We start from the raw sequence: 17,874 nt of genomic DNA, 5'->3' as shown, positions 1-17,874 counted from the left end.
ACCCCCACGCCGCGGCGGCGTGCTTCCTCAGCCTGCGGTGACGGTGAGGACCACCGGCCCGCCCGGCAGCGTCCTGCTGTCCGGGTTGTCCGGCATGTTGTACGGGGTGCTCTTCCGGGCCGCGTCGCTGAGCGAGAAGCCCACCGTGTACTCGCCCGGTTCGAGGGGCTGCCAGAGGTACAGCCAGTGGGTAACGGCGCCGTCGGTGGCCTGGCTGGCGCCTCCGCCGGACTGGTACACGACCGTGCCGTCGGCGTCGTACAGGTAGACGCTCAGGCCGGTGACCGGCGCCACCTGCACCTGCGTCTGGATGGTGAGCCTGATCGACGTCTGGTTCACCTCGCTCGCCGGCAGCGACGACGGTGCCAGGGTCGCGCCCAGGGCCGCCGGCGGGTTGGTGCTCGGCACCCGGGTGATGCGCAGCCCGGGATCGGGCGCGGCGTACGCGTCGCCGTACAACGCCGCCCGGCCGGCGCCGTCGACGACCACGATGCCGTTGACCTGGCACTCCGCCGTCTGCTGGTAGACCATCACGGGTACGGCGATCCGGCCGTCCGCCTTGACGGTCGGGACGCCCCACTGCTGGCAGCCACTGTCGAAATCGACGTGTACGGCCGAGACGCCCTTGGTCGCGCCGGAGACCGCCATGGTGAGTTCGGTCATCGCCGAGTCACGCCAGTTGTCCACCGGGTTCGGGGTGATCGCGAAACCACCGGCCTGGACCGTGGTGTTGGCGGTCACGGTGACCGACGGCGCGGTCGGGTTCTGGTAGGTGCTCGTGCCGCCGGCGTTGTTGCGGAGCACCAGCTTGGCGATCCGCCAGTTGCCGGATGCCGCGCCGGCCGGCAGGGTGACCCCGATGACGCACGGCATGTACGTGCCGTCCTGGTCGCCGCCGTACACCGAGCCGCAGCGGAGACCGGTGCTGTACTCGTCCCGTTCCCAGGTGAACGCGGTGGTGACGCTCTGCCCGGCCGGGCCGGCCAGCCGGATGCTGCCCTTCCAGAAGCCGGACTGGGCGTCCTGGACGGTGAAGTCGAAGGTGACGGTGGCCGGGCCGTCGCCGACGTAGAGGTACGGCCGGCGCGACGGGTGCAGGCTGATGTGTTCCACCGTCGGCCCGGACGTGTCGATCAGGGTGTGGGCGACGAAGCTGTATCCGAACGTCTGCAACCGGGTGCCGGAGACGTTGGCGGTGACGCCGCTGGCGGTGATCGTGACCTTGGTGACCTCCCAGGTCGCGGTGGTCGCGTCCGCGTACCGCCGGACCGGCAGGTGGTAGGAGAAAGTGGACTCCTGCGGCGTGCCGGACTCCCAGACCCCGTCGCTGCAACAGGTCTGCTGGTATTCGTAGCGCACGACCCAGTCGTGACCGATCAGCTCACCGGTGATCGAGCTGCGCATCCGCATCGTCACGGTGCCGGAGACCGAATAGGCGTCCGGGTCGGTGTTGGTCACCGTCCAGGTGAGTTTGTTGGCCGCGTACTGCTCGGTGACGTCGACCGTGGAGTTTTCGAAGGAGAGGGCGGTAAGAGCGAGTCGCGGCGTCGCGGCGTGCGCGACGGCTCCACCGAGCACGGTCGCGGCGGCGGTGACGACGAGCGCCACCGCCGCGCCGGCCAGTCGGCGCGCGAAGGTGAGATACATGAGGAAGTTCTAGCAGCGTACGGCGATTCCGGCTGCCCCGTTTCCGGCAGCGAGCCGAAACCGGGCGCAGCGCGGGATCAGCATCAGCCGGACGTGCCGGTGGTGGTGACGCTGTCGACGGTGGGTTCCGTCATGGCTCGACGGTAATGCTCCGGCAGCGGGGAGTTGTTACTGGTTTCGGCGCTGCCGGGTGGTAGGCCGGTAGTCACGACATGCTCACTTCCGGCAGCCCCGGGTGTCGCCCCATCGATCATCCTCTTAGGTTTCGGACACTGTGGACCGATCGAGGGGATGGAGGAGCATGTCAGACAGGGTGCGCAGGTGGAAGTTGACCAGGATCGGCCTGGTCGGGGCCCTGCTGGCGGGGGTGGCGGTGGCCGCGCCGGTCACCACGGCCACTCCGGCGAACGCGGTGACGCTCCCGGCCGGCTTCCAGGAGCAGGTCGTGTTCAGCGGGCTCAACCTGCCGACCAACGTCGAGTTCGCCCCCGACGGGCGGATCTTCGTCGCCGAGAAGGGTGGCCGGATCAGGGTCTACGACGACCTGGCCGACACCACCCCCACCACGTTCGCGGACCTCTCCGCCAACGTGCACAACCAGCACGACCGGGGGCTGCTCGGGCTCGCGGTCCACCCCCAGTTCCCGACCCAGCCGTACGTGTACGTGCTGTACTCCTACGACGCCCCGCCCGGCCAGACCGCGCCGTACTGGAACGACAACTGCGCGGCCGTCGGCGGCACCAACGGCGGGCAGTGCATCGTCACCGGCCGGCTCTCCCGGCTCACCGCCGCCGGCAACCAGATGACCGGCAGCGAGCAGGTGCTCGTCCAGGACTGGTGCCAGCAGTACGCCAGCCACTCCGTCGGCGACCTGGCCTTCGGCGCGGACGGCATGCTCTACGTCTCCGCCGGTGACGGGGCCAGCTACGACGTGGTCGACTACGGCCAGCGCGGCAACCCGGTCAACCCGTGCGGCGACCCGCCCGGCGGCGCGATGACCCCGCCCACCGCCGAGGGCGGCGCGCTGCGCGCCCAGGACCTGCGCACCCCCGCCGACCCGACCAGCCTGGACGGCACGCTGCTGCGCCTCGACCCGGCCACCGGGCAGGCCGCCCCGGGCAACCCGCTGGCCGGCAGCTCCGACGCCAACGCCCGGCGGATCGTCGCGGACGGCATGCGCAACCCGTACCGGATCACCGTGCGGCCCGGCACCAACGACGTCTGGCTCGGCGACGTCGGCTGGACGAAGTGGGAGGAGATCAACCGGGTCGCCAACCCGACCGCCGGGGTGTCGAACTTCGGCTGGCCCTGCTACGAGGGCGCCGGCCGGCAGAGCGGCTACGACGGCGCGAACCTGGACGTCTGCGAGAACCTCTACACCGGGGCCGGGCAGACCGCGCCGTTCTACACGTACGACCACGCGGCCACCGTCGTGGCCGGGGAGACCTGCCCGACCGGCAGCTCGTCCGTCGGCGGGGTGGCCTTCTACCCGGCTGCCGGCGGCAGCTACCCGGCCGCGTACCGGGGGGCGTTGTTCTTCTCCGACTACTCCCGTGACTGCATCTGGGCGATGCTGCCCGCCGCGCCCGGCGGGCTGCCGGTGGCCACCAACCGGCAGACCTTCGCCGCCGCCGCGGCCAACCCGGTCGACCTGGCTGTCGGCCCCGGCGGCGACCTCTACTACGTGGACATCGGCGGCGGCGCGCTGCGCCGGATCCGCTACTTCCCCGGCAACCAGCCGCCGGTGGCGCAGATCGCCGCCTCGCCGACCTCCGGCCCCGCCCCGCTGACGGTCAGCTTCGACGCCACCGGCTCCACCGACCCGGACCCGGCCGACCAGGGCAAACTGACCTACCAGTGGGACTTCACCAACGACGGTACGGTCGACTCGACGGCCGCCACCGTCCAGCACACCTACCCGGCGGGCGGGCCGTACACGGCGCGGCTGCGGGTGGTCGACAGCCTCGGGGCGAGCGCCACCGCGACCGTGCCGATCCAGACCGGCAACAGCATGCCCACCGCCGTGATCGACACCCCGGGGGCGAGCTTCACCTGGGCGGTGAACACCCCGATCACGTTCACCGGGCACGCCACCGACCCGGACCAGGGCACCCTGCCGGCCACCGCGCTGAGCTGGCGGATGAACCTGCACCACTGCTCCGCGCCGGACAACTGCCACATCCACGTCCTCCAGGAGTGGACCGGCGTGGCCGGCGGCTCGATCGCCGGCCCCGACCACGAGTACCCGTCGTACCTGGAGCTGGTGCTGACCGCCACCGACGCCGGCGGGCTCAGCCACTCCACCAGCGTCCGGCTGGACCCGAGGACGGTGAACCTCACCTTCGACACCAACCCGTCCGGGTTGCAGGTGGCCGTCAACTCGGGGGCCCAGGCGACCCCGTTCACCCGTACCGTCATCCAGGGGTCGACGAACACGGTGAGCGCGGTCACGCCGCAGACCTCCGGCGGGCAGACGTACGCCTTCTCGTCCTGGTCGGACGGGGGCGCGCAGACCCACATCGTCACCGCGCCCACCACGCCGACCACCTACACCGCCGGCTTCACCGCCCAGTCCGCCAGCGTCCGGCTGCCGCAGTCCCAACTGAGCGTCGAGGGCGTCGACAGCCAGGAGATCCTGCTCCGCAACGGCTGGTCGAGCAACGCCATCGACGGCTCCCCGTCCACCTACTGGCACACCCGCTACCTGCTGTCGGTCCCGCCGCACTGGATCGACCTGGACCTCGGGGCCAACCGCCAGGTCAACCGGCTCCACTACCTGCCCCGCCAGGACCGCTCCGACGGCCGGATCGCCGGCTACGAGGTCTACCTCTCGACCGACGGCAGCACCTGGGGCAGCCCGGTGGCGACCGGGACCTTCCCGGACACCACAGCCGAACAGACCGTCGCCATCCCGCCGACCAACGCCCGTTACGTCCGGCTGCGTGCCCTCGGTGAGGTCGACGGTGGCCCGTGGACCACGGTCGCCGAACTGAACGTCGGCGTGGCGCCGACCGGCTGACAGGTCCGGGGCGGGCGCCTTCCGACGTACCGTACGTGGGGAAGGCGCCCGCCCCGCCCCGCCCCGCCGCCGGGCAGGCTGGGCGCGCCACTTCCTGGATATAGGGCGATCGCAGGCAGCGGACGCCCCCACTTCCGTGATACGTAGGGTGGCGGGGCAGTCGGCGGGGTCGGGCCCTACAGTCTCGGGTGTGAGCCGCTACGACGACGCGTGCGCCTGGCTGCGGGACCGCGGCACCGAGACGGTCGAGCACCCGGGCGGCACCCTCTACGCCCACCTGCTGCGGATCCACGACCGGCTCGGGGCGGTCGGCCACGACGAGACCGTCCGGCTGGCCGGGCTCACCCACGCCGCGTACGGCACGGACGGGTTCGACCTGACCCTGCTCGACCCGGCGGACCGTGCGCCGCTGCGGGCGCTGGTCGGCGTGGACGCCGAACGACTTGTCCACTGGTACGGGGCCTGCGACCGGCGGCGCACCTGGCGGAACCTGGCCACCAGCGGGCAGGTCGTCGACCGGCACACCGGCCGCGCCGGGACGCTGCCCCCACGATGGCGTCGCCCGTTCGTGGACCTCAGCATCGTCAACGAGTTGGACGTGATGGCGTACGACCCGACGGTCGCGCAGCGGTACGGCGACTACTTCCGTACCCTCTTCGCGGCCTGGTCGGCGGTGGCCTCGCCGGACGTGACGGCCGAGGCGCGGCGACTGCTGGGCGACGACCGACCCGACTGAGGCGGGGGCCGACCCGACCGGCCGACCGGGCGGCGGGCGGCGGGCGGCGGGCGACCCGACCGGGGTGGGAGCGGGGGGCCGCGCGGCCCCCGACCCACCGGTGGGGCCCTACGGCTTCCAGGAGCCGGCGGCCTCGAAGTTGTGCTGGTACTCGACCACGCCCTTCTTGTCGGCCACGTCGAACACCACGGTGCCGCTGCGCTTGCTGCCGGTACGCAGGCTGACGCCCGAGTCCAGCGGACTGCCGCAGCCGGAGAGCGCGCCGATCAGACCGTTGGTGGTGGTGCCGTCGTCGGCGACCCACTCGAAGTAGAACGGGTTGACCGAGGCGGTGCCCTTGGTGACCCGGGCGGTCACGTCGGCGATCAGGTACATGCCCTCGTCCGGGTCGGGCGCGAACGACCGGCAGCCCTTGTTCGAGGTGGTGAACTTGTTGATCGTGACTTCCAGGGTGCCCTCGTTGTCGGTGATCACCAACGTGTCACCGGCCTTCATGCCGAACGTCTCGCCGTCCCGGTCGCTCGGCCTGGGCGTCGGGGTGATCCCGCTGCCCGGGGCGGCCTCGGGCGGCGCGATCAGCGGCGCGTTGGAGGTGGCCGGGGTGGGTGGCCCGCCGACGCCGCGGCCGGTGCCCAGGTCGGCGTCGTCGTCGCTGGAGAGCGCCGCAACGACCACCCCGGCGCAGCAGAGCAGCATCATCGCCGCCACGACGATCCCCACCACCAGCAGGACGGTCCTGCCGCCACCGGACGACTTCTGCGGCGCGTACGGCGGCACCCCCGGCTGGTAGACCGGCCCGCCCCCCGGCGGCGGATAACCGGGCGCGCCGGAGACGGGCGGCGGGTAGCCGGGCGCGCCGGAGACGGGCGGCGGGTAGCCGGGCGCGCCGGAGACGGGCGGCGGGTAGCCGGGCGCGCCGGAGACGGGCGGCGGGTAGCCGGGCGCGCCGGAGACGGGCGGCGGGTAGCCGGGCGCGCCGGAGACGGGCGGCGGATAACCGGGCGCGCCGGAGACGGGCGGCGGATAACCGGGCGCGCCGGAGACCGGCGGCGGATAGCCCGGCGCGCCGGAGACCGGCGGTGGGTAGCCGGGCCCGCCGGAGACCGGGCCTGGCGCGCCGCTGGTCGGGTACGGCGGCGGCGGGGTCGACGGCTCCGGCTGGTGCGCCGGGTACGGCGTGGTCGGCGGGTAGCCCGGGCCGGGCGGGGGCGGCGCCGTCGGGTCCGGGTAGTACGGCGGATCCGCGTAGCCGTACGGATCGGGGTCCGGTTGGAAGGGATCCTGCGGCGGGCCTGGGGGGTGACTCACGGTGCTCCCGGATGCAGAGGGTCGAGGGCTCGACACTCTCCCCGTCGGGGTGCCGAGGCACCGCCACATCCTTCCCTGCGCCGCCGCGACGGTCGTCACCTGAACGTACCGATCGTACGGTCTGACCGACCCGTCCCGAGGGGTGAGCGGCAGCCACGGCAGCGGCCATGGCGGTCAGCGGCGCGGCAGCCACGGCGGCAGCGGCCACCGCGGTCAGCGGCGCGGCGGTCAGCGGCGCGGCAGCACGGCGGCGGTGCGGACCAGCCCGTCGGCCAGCGCGAACCGCCCGGTCACCACGTCGGGCGGGTCGTCGACCTTCTGCCGGGCCTCCTCGATCTTCTTCGGCACGATCCGGGCGGTCCAGCTTCCGGCGTCCGGGTCGATCTCGATGTGCGCGTGGTGGAAATCCAGCCAGGTGCCCACCACCGGATGCCACACCTTGTAGACGGTCTCCTTGGCGCTGAAGACCAGCGCCGGCCAGGAGATGCCGGCGGGCAGCCGCGCGCAGCGGTCCAGCTCCTCGGACAGGCAGATCAACCGGAGTACCCCGGCGTCGAGGATCTTGTGCTGTTCGGCGTCCATGCCGACCGAACGGATCTCGTCGGCCCGGGCCGCCGCCGCGGCGGCGTAACCCTTGGTGTGGGTGATCGTGCCGACCACGCCCGCCGGCCAGACCGGCGAACGGTCGTCGGCCGACGGCACCGCGACCGCCGGGAGGCCGAGGTCGGTCATGGCCCGGCGGGCGCAGACGCGGCCGGCGGTGAAGTCGCGCCGACGGCTCTCCACCGCGCGCTCGCCGAGGCAGGCCCGCTCCGCCGGCAGCAGCTCACCGGTGAAGTCCGCCGGGCCGGCCACCGCCACGGCGACCGCCGGTGGCAGCAGGTCACGCATCACGCTCCCCTTTCCGGTACGCCCGTGGCGTGCCGCGGCCCAGCCCGCCCGTAGCCGTGTCGTCGCCCGACCGGACCCGGACGTGAACCGGCCGCCGACGTCGGGCCGCTCCCACCGTACCGGTCGGCAGGGTGGCCCGGACATCGACGACCGGCTCATTGTGGCGCTGCCGTCCGCCGCCCGGCGGCCGGGAAGGGGAGCCCTCCCGCGTCGGACGGGCCCCTTTCCCGGTACGGGGTCCAGCTCAGGGGCGGCGGCGGGTGAGGGAGAAGCCGACGACGCCGGCGAGGGCGGCGAGGACGCCACCGGCCGTCGTCCAGGCCCAGCGGGACGACAGGTCGGGCAGCCAGCCCGTCCAGTCCCGGTCGTCGTCCTCCGGGTCGGGCAGCCCTACGGCATCACCGGTGAGCACCTCGCCGGCCTTCGTGTTCGGGCGCAACGGCACGGACAGCTCGCCCTCGTCGGCGCCCGCGTCCCCGTCGTCGACGCCGACCAGCAGGTCCACGTCGACCGGCGCGCCCAGGTCCGGCTCGGGCAGGTCCACCACGGACAGCCGGACGTAGTACGTGCCGGGCAGCGGGTCGGCCGACCACGGCTCGGCCCACGAGCGGACCCGGCGCAACGTGCAGCCGAGCGTGACGCTGCCGGCGGACGCGGCCACGGTCGGGGTCTGCGCCCCGGCCGTGCACGCCTGCCGGCGGCGCAGCCCGTCGAAGACGTCCACCGTCCAGGTGGACGCCCCGCCGCGGGCCTTCGGGAAGGTCACCGTGACGGCGATCTCGTGGGTCTGGCCGGCGGTGGCCGGGAACGACCAGTACAGATGGTCGCCGAGCGCGGCGTCGACCCGTACCGGCTGGCCGGCGGTGATCCCGGTGGCGGTCAGGAAGGACGTGCCGGCGGTGGCGACCGTGGCCGCGCCGGGGGACGGCGTCGGCGCGGCCAGCGCCACCGCGCCGGGGGTGCCCAGGGGGGAGCCGGCGGCCAGCGCCGGGCCGGCGGGGAGCAGGCTGACGCCGGCGGCGGCGAAGACCGCCGCGGCGGCCCGGACCGATCGGGTGCGCATGGTCGTCACTTCTCCCCCCAGGTGGCGATCCACCAGCGGCTCAGCACGCCGGCGAGCAGTCCGGCGACCAGTCCGGCCGCGGTGAGCAGGAGCAGCAGCACCCAGCCCCGGCCCAGGTCGGGGCCGTCCGGGGTCGGGGACGCGTCGACCACGTCGACGGTCAGCTCCACCGGCATGCCGGGCGTGGTCCGGGCCCCGCCAGCGGGCGCGAAGGCGTTGCTGACCACCAGGCAGACCGTCTCCGGTCGGTCGCCGTCGGGAGCGCCGGAGGCGGGTGGGTCGTCCCCGTGGTCGGCGGCGTCCCCGTCGTCGCCGGTGGCGGACCAGCGCAGCCCGGCGGAGAGCACGTCGGTACGGCCGCTGCCGGCGTCGCTGCCCCGGACCAACTCCCGCCCGTCCGTGGCGGTGGCGCGCAGCAGCACCGCGTAGTCCCGCCGGACCGGCCGGTCGAGGGCGATGCTGACCGAGGCGCGCAGCTCCTGGTCGGCCCGGACCGGCACCCGGTACCAGCGGTGCTCGGAGAACGTCTCCCGGTCGGTGTAGACGCCGGGGGCGAGCAGCGGCGCCCCGGAGCACGCCGACGTGCCGCCGACCGTGGTGGGGGTACGGGTGTAGGTCTTGCGGGCCCGGTCCACCAGTTGGTTGATCCGGCCGGCCAGTTGTTCGGCGCTCTGCGCGGCGGTGTACGTGCCGCCGGTGGCGGTGGCGATGCAGAGCAACTGCCGGCGGACCTTCTCGTCCGGGGCGAGGCCGAGAGTGTCCACCACCAGTCGGGTGCCCTGGGCGGCGAGTTCCCGGGCCACCTCACAGGGGTCCGGTGGCGCGCAGGTGTCCTCGCCGTCGGTGATCAGGACGATCCGGCGGGTGGTGGCGCCGGCCCCGAGGTCCCTGGCGGCCTCGCGCAGCGCCAGGCCGACCGGGGTGAAGCCGGTGGGGCGCAGGGTGGCGACGGCGGCCTTGGCCCGGCTGCGGTCGACCGGCCCGACCGGGACGATCTGCTGGGTGTCCTGGCAGCCGAGTTTCTTGTCCTTGCCGGGGTAGGTCGCGCCGAGGACCCGGATGCCGAGCTGCGTCTCGTCGGGCAGCGCGTCGACCACCTCGTTGAACGCCTGCTGGGCGACCGCGATCCGGGTGCGTCCGTCGATGTCGGCGGCCCGCATCGAGCCGCTGACGTCGAGCACCAGCTCGACCCGTGGTGGTTCGGGGACCGGCTCGTCGTCATCGTCGTCGGCGATGGCGGGCGCGGGCCCGGTCAGCAGGATGGCCGCCAGCAGCCCGAGGAGCAGGCCGCCGCGGCGGTTGTCGATCATCACGGCGGGCACCCTACCGTCCACAGTGGCAGGGGGGTGTCGGGGCGCGGCGGCGCCCGGCCGGGTGGGACTCCACCCGGGCCGGGCCCGGCCCGTCGGTCAGAACGCGTGGGTCACCGTGACGGTGATGTTCGAGCAGGAGCCCGCGTAGCTGGTGAGGGCGTTCTTCTCGGCGGTGTCCACGGTCAGCCGCCAGCGGGTCTTGACCGCGGCCCACTCGGCGACGTAGCGGCACCGGTCGTTGGTGGGCATCCAGGTGGTCGGGTCCTGGTCGCCCTTGGCCTGGTTGACGTTGTCGGTCACGGCGACCAGCGAGCGGGCGTCGCCCAGGTCGTTGGCGAAGGACTGGCGGCGCGAGGTGGTCCAGGAACGCGCGCCGGAGTCCCACGCCTCGGCCAGCGCGACCATGTGGTCGATGTCCAGGTCGGCCGGGTTGGTCCAGTAGGCGGCGTCGTAGTAGGAGTACCACCGGCCGCCGCTGAGGACGCATCCGGAGCCGACGGACGGCCGGGTCGTCGCCTCGGCGATCAGCACCTCGTACCGGGTGTTGCAGCCGTCGCCGTCGGCGTCGGTCCAGTGCGGGAAGAGGTCACGCGAGTAGCCGGTGCGGATCTCGGTGGCCACGGGCAGGTTCGCCACGAGGGTGCGCAGCGGTTGCGAGACGGTGGCGGCCCGGGCCGGGGCGGCGAGGCCGACGGTGCCGGCGGTGACGGCGGCCAGCAGGCCGCCGAGCCAACGAAGGGTACGGGTCATGGCAGCTCCATCCGGGTAGCGGGGACTGCCGACATTCGACGTGACGGAGATGCCCATGGATCCCCGACGACGTTAACTCAGGGAAAACTGTCGATATTGTGGACGTTCGGCGACGGTGCTGGGCTGCCCGGAGGGCGTCAGGGCGTACCCGCTCGACCACCGACGGTCGGTTGCCCTCGGCCCGGCCGTGCCGGCCTGGCTGCGCCGTCGGAGGTGGGCTGTTCGTCGCCCGGGGCGTCGGTCGGAAATCTGACCGAACGTGACCCGTTGTGCGGGTGAACCGAGGTGGTTAAGCTTCCTCTTGCGCGCCCCAATCGCCCGCTTCCCCCGTGGCAGGCGATCGGGGCGCGTCTCTGTTTCCCGACCCCCGGAGCTTTCCTGCGGGTCCCGGCCCGACCCGGCCCCGGGCGTCAGCGGCGGACGCCGACCGGCCCCGGGCGTCAGCGGCGGCCCGCGAGGGGCGGGTCAGATCCAGCGGCCGTCCAGCCACATCCGCGCCGACCAGTCGGCGTAGGGCAGCAGCGTGCCGACGAAGATCGGGTAGAAGTAGGCGAAGCAGATCGCCACCAACAGGACGTACAACCCCGCGATGACGCTGCCCACCAGCCGCCGGTCGGACGCGTCCTGCGCGGCGGCCGACCCCGGCGTCGGCGGCGGCGTCGTGGTGGCCGGCGTGGCGATCGCCCCCAGCACGTACACCACGGCCAGGACCAGGAACGGCAGGGCCGGCGCGGCGTAGAACGAGAACATCGTCCGGCCGTCCAGGGCGAACCAGAACCACGGCAGCAGCCCGCCGGCCACGGCCAGCAGGATCGCCCCGGCCCGCCAGTCCCGCCGGGCGATGCCCAGCCAGGCCAGGGCGGCCAGCGCCGGCAGGAACGACCACCACAGCAGCGGGGTGCCGAGCAGCAGGATCTCGCTGGCGCAGGACGGCGCGCCGCAACTGCCGTCGCCGGGACTCCAGTGGAAGGCGACCGGGCGGCCGAGCAGCAGCCACTGCCACGGCCAGGACTGGTACTTGTGCGGGGTGCTCAGGCCGGTGTGGAAGTCCAACGCCGCCCGGTGGTACGTGTAGAGGTTCTGCAACGCGCCGATCACCGGGGTGTCGCTCAGGCCGGGGGTGTTCGGGTAGCGCTCGGCGAGGCGGTAGTACCCGTCGTCGGAGAGGAACCAGCCCGACCAGGCCGCCAGATAGGCCACCGCGAGCACCACCCCGGCGACGACCAGCCAGGGCAGCTCCTGGGCGAGAGCGCCGCGCCACGGCCGGCGGGCCCCCACCGAACGGCGCAGCCCGACCTCCCAGATGATCACCATGAGCGCGAAGACCGGGATGAAGTACAACGCGCTCCACTTGACCGCGAAGGCGCAGCCGAGCAGCGCCCCGGCCGCCAGCCGCCACCACGGCACGGCGAACGACGGCCGACCGGCCCGGCCCGGCAGGGTCGGGTCCAGCCCGGCGTCGACCGCCAGCGCCCACCGCCGGCGTCGGGCGTCCCGGTCGATCACCAGCGCGCCGAACGCGGCGAGCACGAACAGCAGCAGGAAGATGTCGAGCAGGGCGGTGCGGGAGAGCACCAGGTGGAAGCCGTCCAGGGCGAGCAGCAGGCCGGCGGCGCAGCCCAGCACGGTGGACCGGAACATCCGCCGGGCGATCCGGACGAGCAGCAGCACCGAGATCGTGCCGGCGATCACCGCCGAGATCCGCCAGCCGAACTCGGGGGCGGTGGTCATCAGCGCCCCGGGCACGTTGATGTTGTGCTCGGTGTCCTGGTAGCCGAAGGCCCACTCGCCGAGGCCGATCAGCCACTTGCCCAGCGGCGGGTGCACCACGTACGACGGGACGTTGTCCTTGAAGTTCCACTCGACGCCGTGCTCGACCAGCGCCCAGCCCTCACGGGCGTAGTAGACCTCGTCGAAGATCTTGCCCTTGATGTCGCTGAGCCCGACCAGCCGCAGGATGGCGGCGATCGCCACCACCACCGCCGTGGCCAGCCAGGAGTTGCCGTCCAGCCGGGCGTCGACCGTGGCCAGGCGACGGCGGACGACGTCCGGCAGCCGGCCGCCCCCGCCGTCGCCCGGGGGCGCGGGGAAGGGCGGGGCGGGAGCCTCGGCCTGCACCGTGAGCTCCCGGTCCGGCTGGCCGGCGCTGGCGTTCTGGGCTGCTGTCGACGCCTGGGTCACCAGGCGATCGTAGGCTCCTGAGGTGCCCGGCGGAGCCCTCGTCTCCATTACCGGGAAGTTTGTCGATGAAAGAGCGGGCGACTGGTGAGTGACATGTCGGAAATCGGACGACTGATTCTGCTCGGCGCGCCGCTCGGCAACCCGGCCGACGGCTCCGTCCGGCTCCGCGACGTCCTCGGCGTCGCCGACGTGGTCGCCGCCGAGGACACCCGCCGGCTCACCCGCCTGGCCCGGGACCTCGGCGTGACCGTCGAGGGCCGGATCGTCTCCTACTTCGAGGGCAACGAGGAACGCCGTACCCCGGAGCTGGTCGAGGTGCTGCTCGCCGGGCACACCGTCGCGCTGGTCACCGACGGCGGCATGCCCAGCGTCTCCGATCCCGGGTACCGGCTGGTCACCGCCGCCGTCGGCGCGGGCGTGCCGGTCACCGCCGCCCCCGGCCCGAGCGCGGTCACCACCGCCCTGGCCCTGTCCGGCCTGCCCTGTGACCGGTTCTGCTTCGAGGGCTTCCTGCCCCGCTCACCCGGGGCCCGCCGGGCCCGCCTGCGGGCGCTCGCCGCCGAGGAGCGCACCCTGGTCCTCTTCGAGGCCCCGCACCGGATCGCCGCCGCCCTCACCGACCTGGCCGAGGCGTTCGGCGCGGACCGCCCGGCCGCGCTGTGCCGGGAGCTGACCAAGACGTACGAGGAGGTGCTGCGCCGGCCGCTCGGCGAGCTGGCCCGGTGGGCCGCCGACGGCGAGCCGCGCGGCGAGATCACCCTGGTGGTGGCCGGCGCCCCGCAGGTGGCCCCCGAGCCGCCCGGCCCGGACGAGCTGCGCGCGGCGGTGGCCGCGCGGGAGGCGGCCGGCGAGTCCCGCCGCGACGCCGTCACCGCCGTCGCCGCCGAGCACCAGCTCCGCCGCCGCGACGTCTACACGATCGTGCACACGGGATGACCGACTCCGTATCCCGGAAACGGGGCTGTCCCGGGGGCTGGAGAGCCCGTTTTCCGGGATGTGGTCAGAAGGCGGCGACCAGGAAGCCCAGGAGCAGCGCCAGCGGAGCGGCGAACGCGACGGCGGTGGCCCACCGGCGGGCGCGGCGGTCGGTCAGCCCGGCCGTGCCGGTCGCCCGGCGCACCCCGGCCGCGCAGGCCAGCACCAGCCCGAAGCCGAGCAGCCAGCGCAGGTGCCCGCCACCACCGCTGCCGACGTACGCGGTCGCGCCGTGCGGGCCGGTCATCCGGGCCGGTGACGGCGTGCCCGGGGCCCGCCGCTCGGAGTCGACCCCGCTGACCCGTACGCCGTGGGCGACGAACCGGCCGTGGTCGGCGACGAAAACGCCCCGGCAGCGCTGGGTCAGGCCGTCGCCCGCGCACTCGTCGAGCACCACCGTGCCGGTGACGCCGTGCCCCACGGCCAGCCAGAACGGCTCGGCGCTCACCCAGGCGAAGAACGCCGTCAGCAGGCTCAGGCCGAGCAGGGCGGCCAGCCCCGGCAGGGGCGCCCGTTGCCGGGTCACCCGGGCGCGGCGGTCACGCCGCAGTCGCCGCCGCAGCCACCCGGCCAGCCGGCCGGCGCGCCTGGACGGCTCCGGCCGGATCGGGGTGCCGTCCCAGTGCACCTCCTCGATCGGCAGCCAGAAGTCGTCGTCACCGGCGTCCGACTCGACGCCGGGCTCCGGCTGGAGCGGAGCGCGGTGCTGCCGGATCGGCGCCCGGCGCGGCAGGTCGGCCACCGGTGCCCCGGTGGTCGGCTCGATCCCGCCCGCCGCGGTGAGCACGGTCGCGTCGGTCGACGGGGTCCCGCCCGTCGTGGTGGGCGAGGTCGACGGGGTCCCGCCCGTCGTGGTGGGCGAGGTCGACGGCGTCCCGCCCGTCGTGGTGGGCGAGGTCGGCGGGGTCCCGGCCGCTCCGGCCGTCGGCAGGCCGGAGCCGGTCCGCTGGACCGTGACGGACGGCCGTTCCGGGGCGTCGGGGCCGCCCGGTCCGCTCGGGGCGCGGTGCTCCGCCGGTGGTGGTGGGCTGCTCGTGCTCACAGGCGGCTCCTCTGCCGGTCCACGGTCCCATTGGACACCGGCCTGAGCGGGTGGACGTGCAGCTCAGCCCGCGTGTCGAGGACAAATCGGTTGGCGCGGGCGGGGGCTGGCCGGCGTCCTGACGACCCGTACGGCCTATTGGTTCGCGATCACTTCGGCCCGGTCACTAGGCTTGCTGGTCATGAGTCACGTTCTCGCGGCGGTAGCCTGGCCGTACGCCAACGGCCCGCGCCACATCGGCCACGTCTCCGGTTTCGGCGTCCCCTCCGACGTCTTCGCCCGGTACATGCGGATGGCCGGCCACGACGTGCTCATGGTCTCCGGCACCGACGAACACGGCACCCCGATCCAGGTGCAGGCGGACGCGGAGGGGGTGACCGCCCGCGAGCTGGCCGACCGGTACAACCGGGTGATCGTGGAGGACCTGCACGGCCTCGGCCTGTCGTACGACCTGTTCACCCGCACCACCACCCGCAACCACTACGCGGTGGTGCAGGAGATCTTCGAGGGGATGCACCGCAACGGGTACATCGTCCCGAAGACCACCATGGGGGCGATCTCCCCGTCCACCGGGCGGACCCTGCCCGACCGCTACATCGAGGGCACCTGCCCGATCTGCGGGTACGACAGCGCACGCGGCGACCAGTGCGACAACTGCGGCAACCAGCTCGACCCGATCGACCTGATCGACCCCAGGTCGAAGATCAACGGCGAGACCCCGCAGTTCGTGGAGACCGAGCACTTCTTCCTCGACCTGCCCGCCCTGGCCGACGTGCTGCGGCAGTGGCTGGACACCCGCGAGGGCTGGCGGCCCAACGTGCTGCGGTTCTCGAAGAACCTGCTCGACGACCTCCAGCCCCGGGCCATCACCCGCGACCTGGAGTGGGGGGTGCCGATCCCCCTCGACGGCTGGCGGGACCGCGCCGACAAGCGGATCTACGTCTGGTTCGACGCGGTGATCGGCTACCTCTCCGCCTCCATCGAGTGGGCCCGTCGGTCCGGCGACCCCGAGGCGTGGCGGAAGTGGTGGAGCGTCGACGCCGAAGGCAGCGTCGACGCCGAAGGCAAGGACGCCGGGGCGTACTACTTCATGGGTAAGGACAACATCGTCTTCCACTCGGTGATCTGGCCGGCGCTGCTGTCCGGGTACTCCGGGGCGGGCGCCAACGACGGCGAGCCGGGCCGGTACGGCCGGCTCCACCTGCCCACCGAGGTCGTCTCCAGCGAGTTCCTGACCATGGAGGGGCGCAAGTTCTCCTCGTCCCGCCGGGTCGTCATCTACGTGCGCGACTTCCTCCAGCGGTACGACGCCGACGCGCTGCGCTACTTCATCGCCGTCGCCGGCCCGGAGAACACCGACACCGACTTCACCTGGGCCGAGTTCCTGCGCCGCAACAACGACGAGCTGGTCGCCGGCTGGGGCAACCTGGTCAACCGGTCCGTCTCGATGGCCGCGAAGAACTTCGGGGCGATCCCGCCGGTCGACCCGGCCGGGCTGACCGCCGCCGACGAGGCGCTGCTGGCGGTGGCCCGCGCCGGCTTCGACACGGTCGGCGACCTGATCGCCCGGCACCGGCAGAAGCAGGCCATCGGCGAGGCGATGAAGGTGGTCGCCGAGGCCAACCGGTACCTCTCCGAGCAGGCCCCGTGGAAACTCAAGGCCGAGGCCGACAAACCCCGGATGGGCACCGTCCTGCATGTCGCCCTCCAGGTGATCAGCGACGCGAACACGCTGCTCACCCCGTTCCTGCCGCACTCCGCGCAGCAGGTGCACGAGCTGCTCGGCGGCACCGGCGTGCACGCGCCGATGCCGTCCGTCGTCGAGGTCGACGACCTCGACGGCGGGCCGGCGTACCCGGTGCTGACCGGCGACTACACGCAGGGCGCGCGCTGGGAGTCCGTACCGCTGGTGGTGGGCCGGCCGCTGGCCGCGCCGAAGCCGGTCTTCCGCAAGCTCGACCCGTCCATCGTCGACGAGGAGCTGGCCCGCCTCGGCGGCTGACCCGGAATGACGGCCCGGCCGCCGGACCCCGGCCAGCGCCGACCGCGTCGCCCCCGGGCTCGCCGGGGGCGACGCGACCGCTCAGGCGTGGGCCATCGCCCGGACGCCGACGAACTCGATGATCGCCCGGTTCACCTCGTCGGCGTGGGTCCACGGGGTGCCGTGCGGGGCGCCCGGCAGGGTGATCAGCTTCGCGTCCGGCAGCATGTTCACCAGCCGCTGCCCGGTGGCCGGGAACGGCAGGACGGCGTCCGCGTCACCCTGCACGATCAGCACCGGCACGTCGATCCGGGGCAGGTCGCCCCGGAAGTCGGTGAGCCAGGCGTCCACGCAGTCCAGGGTGCCCTTGCCGGAGGCCCGCGCGCCGATGTTCCAGTGCGCCCGGTACGCCTCCTCGCTGACCAGCTTGCCCTTGTTCTGCTGGTAGTTGAAGAAGCTGTCGCAGAAGCTGGTCAGGTAGGCGAACCGGTCGGCGCGGATGGCCTGCTTGAACCCGTCGAAGAGCTGCTGCTCCACGCCCTCCGGGTTGTCCGGCGTCTTCAGCAGGTACGGCGCGAGCGGGGCCAGCACCACCGCCCGCTCCACCCGGCTCGACCCGTACGCGCCCAGGTAGCGGATCACCTCACCGGTGCCCATCGAATGCCCCACCAGCACCGCGTCCCGCAGGTCCAGGTGGTTCATCAGCACGTCCAGGTCGGCGGAGAAGGTGTCGTAGTCGTACCCGGACGTCGGCTGGCTGGAGTTGCCGAAACCGCGCCGGTCGTACGTGATCACCCGGAAGCCCGCCTCCAGCAGGGCGATGGTCTGTTTCTCCCAGGTCGCGCCGTTGAACGGGAAGCCGTGGATGAGCACCACCGGTCGCCCCTGACCGTGGTCCTCGTAGTACAGGTCGATCGGCGCGCCGTTCTCGGCGCCGACGGTGACGAAAGGCATCGAACCTCCTCCAG

General features: G+C 73.5%; 13 protein-coding genes. 4 read left to right on the top strand and 9 right to left on the bottom strand.

Going from position 1 to position 17,874, the window contains the following annotated elements; genetic code table 11:
- Positions 1-27: 27 nt before the first annotated feature.
- Entirely contained in the window at positions 28-1,647 is a 1,620-nt protein-coding gene (locus O7606_RS14975; RefSeq protein ID WP_281594643.1) for a hypothetical protein, read from the bottom strand.
- Between the two features lie 301 nt (positions 1,648-1,948).
- Between O7606_RS14975 and O7606_RS14970 the strand changes: the two genes are divergently transcribed.
- Entirely contained in the window at positions 1,949-4,666 is a 2,718-nt protein-coding gene (locus tag O7606_RS14970; RefSeq protein WP_281594642.1) for a PQQ-dependent sugar dehydrogenase, read from the top strand.
- A gap of 190 nt (positions 4,667-4,856) precedes the next feature.
- Positions 4,857-5,402, top strand: a complete 546-nt coding sequence (locus tag O7606_RS14965) for a DUF6817 domain-containing protein (RefSeq protein WP_281594641.1) — start codon at positions 4,857-4,859, stop codon at positions 5,400-5,402.
- 108 nt (positions 5,403-5,510) lie between these two features.
- On the opposite strand, the gene O7606_RS14960 is transcribed toward O7606_RS14965, so the two are convergent.
- The 6 genes from O7606_RS14960 to O7606_RS14935 form a co-directional block, all read right to left on the bottom strand.
- Positions 5,511-6,710, bottom strand: coding sequence for a DUF4352 domain-containing protein (locus tag O7606_RS14960; RefSeq protein ID WP_281594640.1), 1,200 nt, complete (start codon positions 6,708-6,710; stop codon positions 5,511-5,513).
- 228 nt (positions 6,711-6,938) lie between these two features.
- A complete protein-coding gene (locus O7606_RS14955; RefSeq protein WP_281594639.1) occupies positions 6,939-7,601 on the bottom strand; it encodes a 4'-phosphopantetheinyl transferase superfamily protein in 663 nt (220 codons plus the stop codon).
- 244 nt (positions 7,602-7,845) lie between these two features.
- Positions 7,846-8,664: a peptidase gene (locus O7606_RS14950; RefSeq protein ID WP_281594638.1), complete on the bottom strand. Its 819-nt coding sequence runs from the start codon at positions 8,662-8,664 to the stop codon at positions 7,846-7,848.
- Positions 8,665-8,669: 5 nt separating this feature from the next.
- Positions 8,670-9,974, bottom strand: a complete 1,305-nt coding sequence (locus tag O7606_RS14945) for a VWA domain-containing protein (RefSeq protein WP_281594637.1) — start codon at positions 9,972-9,974, stop codon at positions 8,670-8,672.
- A 99-nt stretch (positions 9,975-10,073) separates the two neighbouring features.
- A complete protein-coding gene (locus tag O7606_RS14940; protein WP_281594636.1) occupies positions 10,074-10,727 on the bottom strand; it encodes an HNH endonuclease family protein in 654 nt (217 codons plus the stop codon).
- Between the two features lie 465 nt (positions 10,728-11,192).
- Positions 11,193-12,908 (bottom strand): phospholipid carrier-dependent glycosyltransferase, encoded by a 1,716-nt coding sequence (locus tag O7606_RS14935; RefSeq protein ID WP_281594635.1) that lies wholly within the window; start codon positions 12,906-12,908, stop codon positions 11,193-11,195.
- Positions 12,909-12,992: 84 nt separating this feature from the next.
- Between O7606_RS14935 and rsmI the strand changes: the two genes are divergently transcribed.
- On the top strand, positions 12,993-13,844 hold the full coding sequence (gene rsmI / locus O7606_RS14930) for a 16S rRNA (cytidine(1402)-2'-O)-methyltransferase (protein ID WP_281594634.1): 852 nt from the start codon (positions 12,993-12,995) through the stop codon (positions 13,842-13,844).
- 64 nt (positions 13,845-13,908) lie between these two features.
- Here the strand turns inward: rsmI and O7606_RS14925 are convergent, their stop codons facing one another.
- Positions 13,909-14,925, bottom strand: coding sequence for a hypothetical protein (locus O7606_RS14925; protein ID WP_281594633.1), 1,017 nt, complete (start codon positions 14,923-14,925; stop codon positions 13,909-13,911).
- 181 nt (positions 14,926-15,106) lie between these two features.
- Here O7606_RS14925 and metG point away from each other — a divergent pair, with 181 nt between their 5' ends.
- Positions 15,107-16,927: a methionine--tRNA ligase gene (metG, locus tag O7606_RS14920; protein ID WP_281594632.1), complete on the top strand. Its 1,821-nt coding sequence runs from the start codon at positions 15,107-15,109 to the stop codon at positions 16,925-16,927.
- An 81-nt stretch (positions 16,928-17,008) separates the two neighbouring features.
- Here metG and O7606_RS14915 read toward each other — a convergent pair whose 3' ends face one another.
- Positions 17,009-17,860, bottom strand: a complete 852-nt coding sequence (locus tag O7606_RS14915; protein WP_281594631.1) for an alpha/beta hydrolase — start codon at positions 17,858-17,860, stop codon at positions 17,009-17,011.
- Positions 17,861-17,874: the final 14 nt, after the last annotated feature.

The organism is Micromonospora sp. WMMD882 (assembly GCF_027497255.1).
GTDB lineage: Bacteria > Actinomycetota > Actinomycetes > Mycobacteriales > Micromonosporaceae > Micromonospora.
The sequence above is the reverse complement of the archived record's forward strand: the minus strand, read 5'-3'. Positions and strand labels throughout refer to the sequence as shown.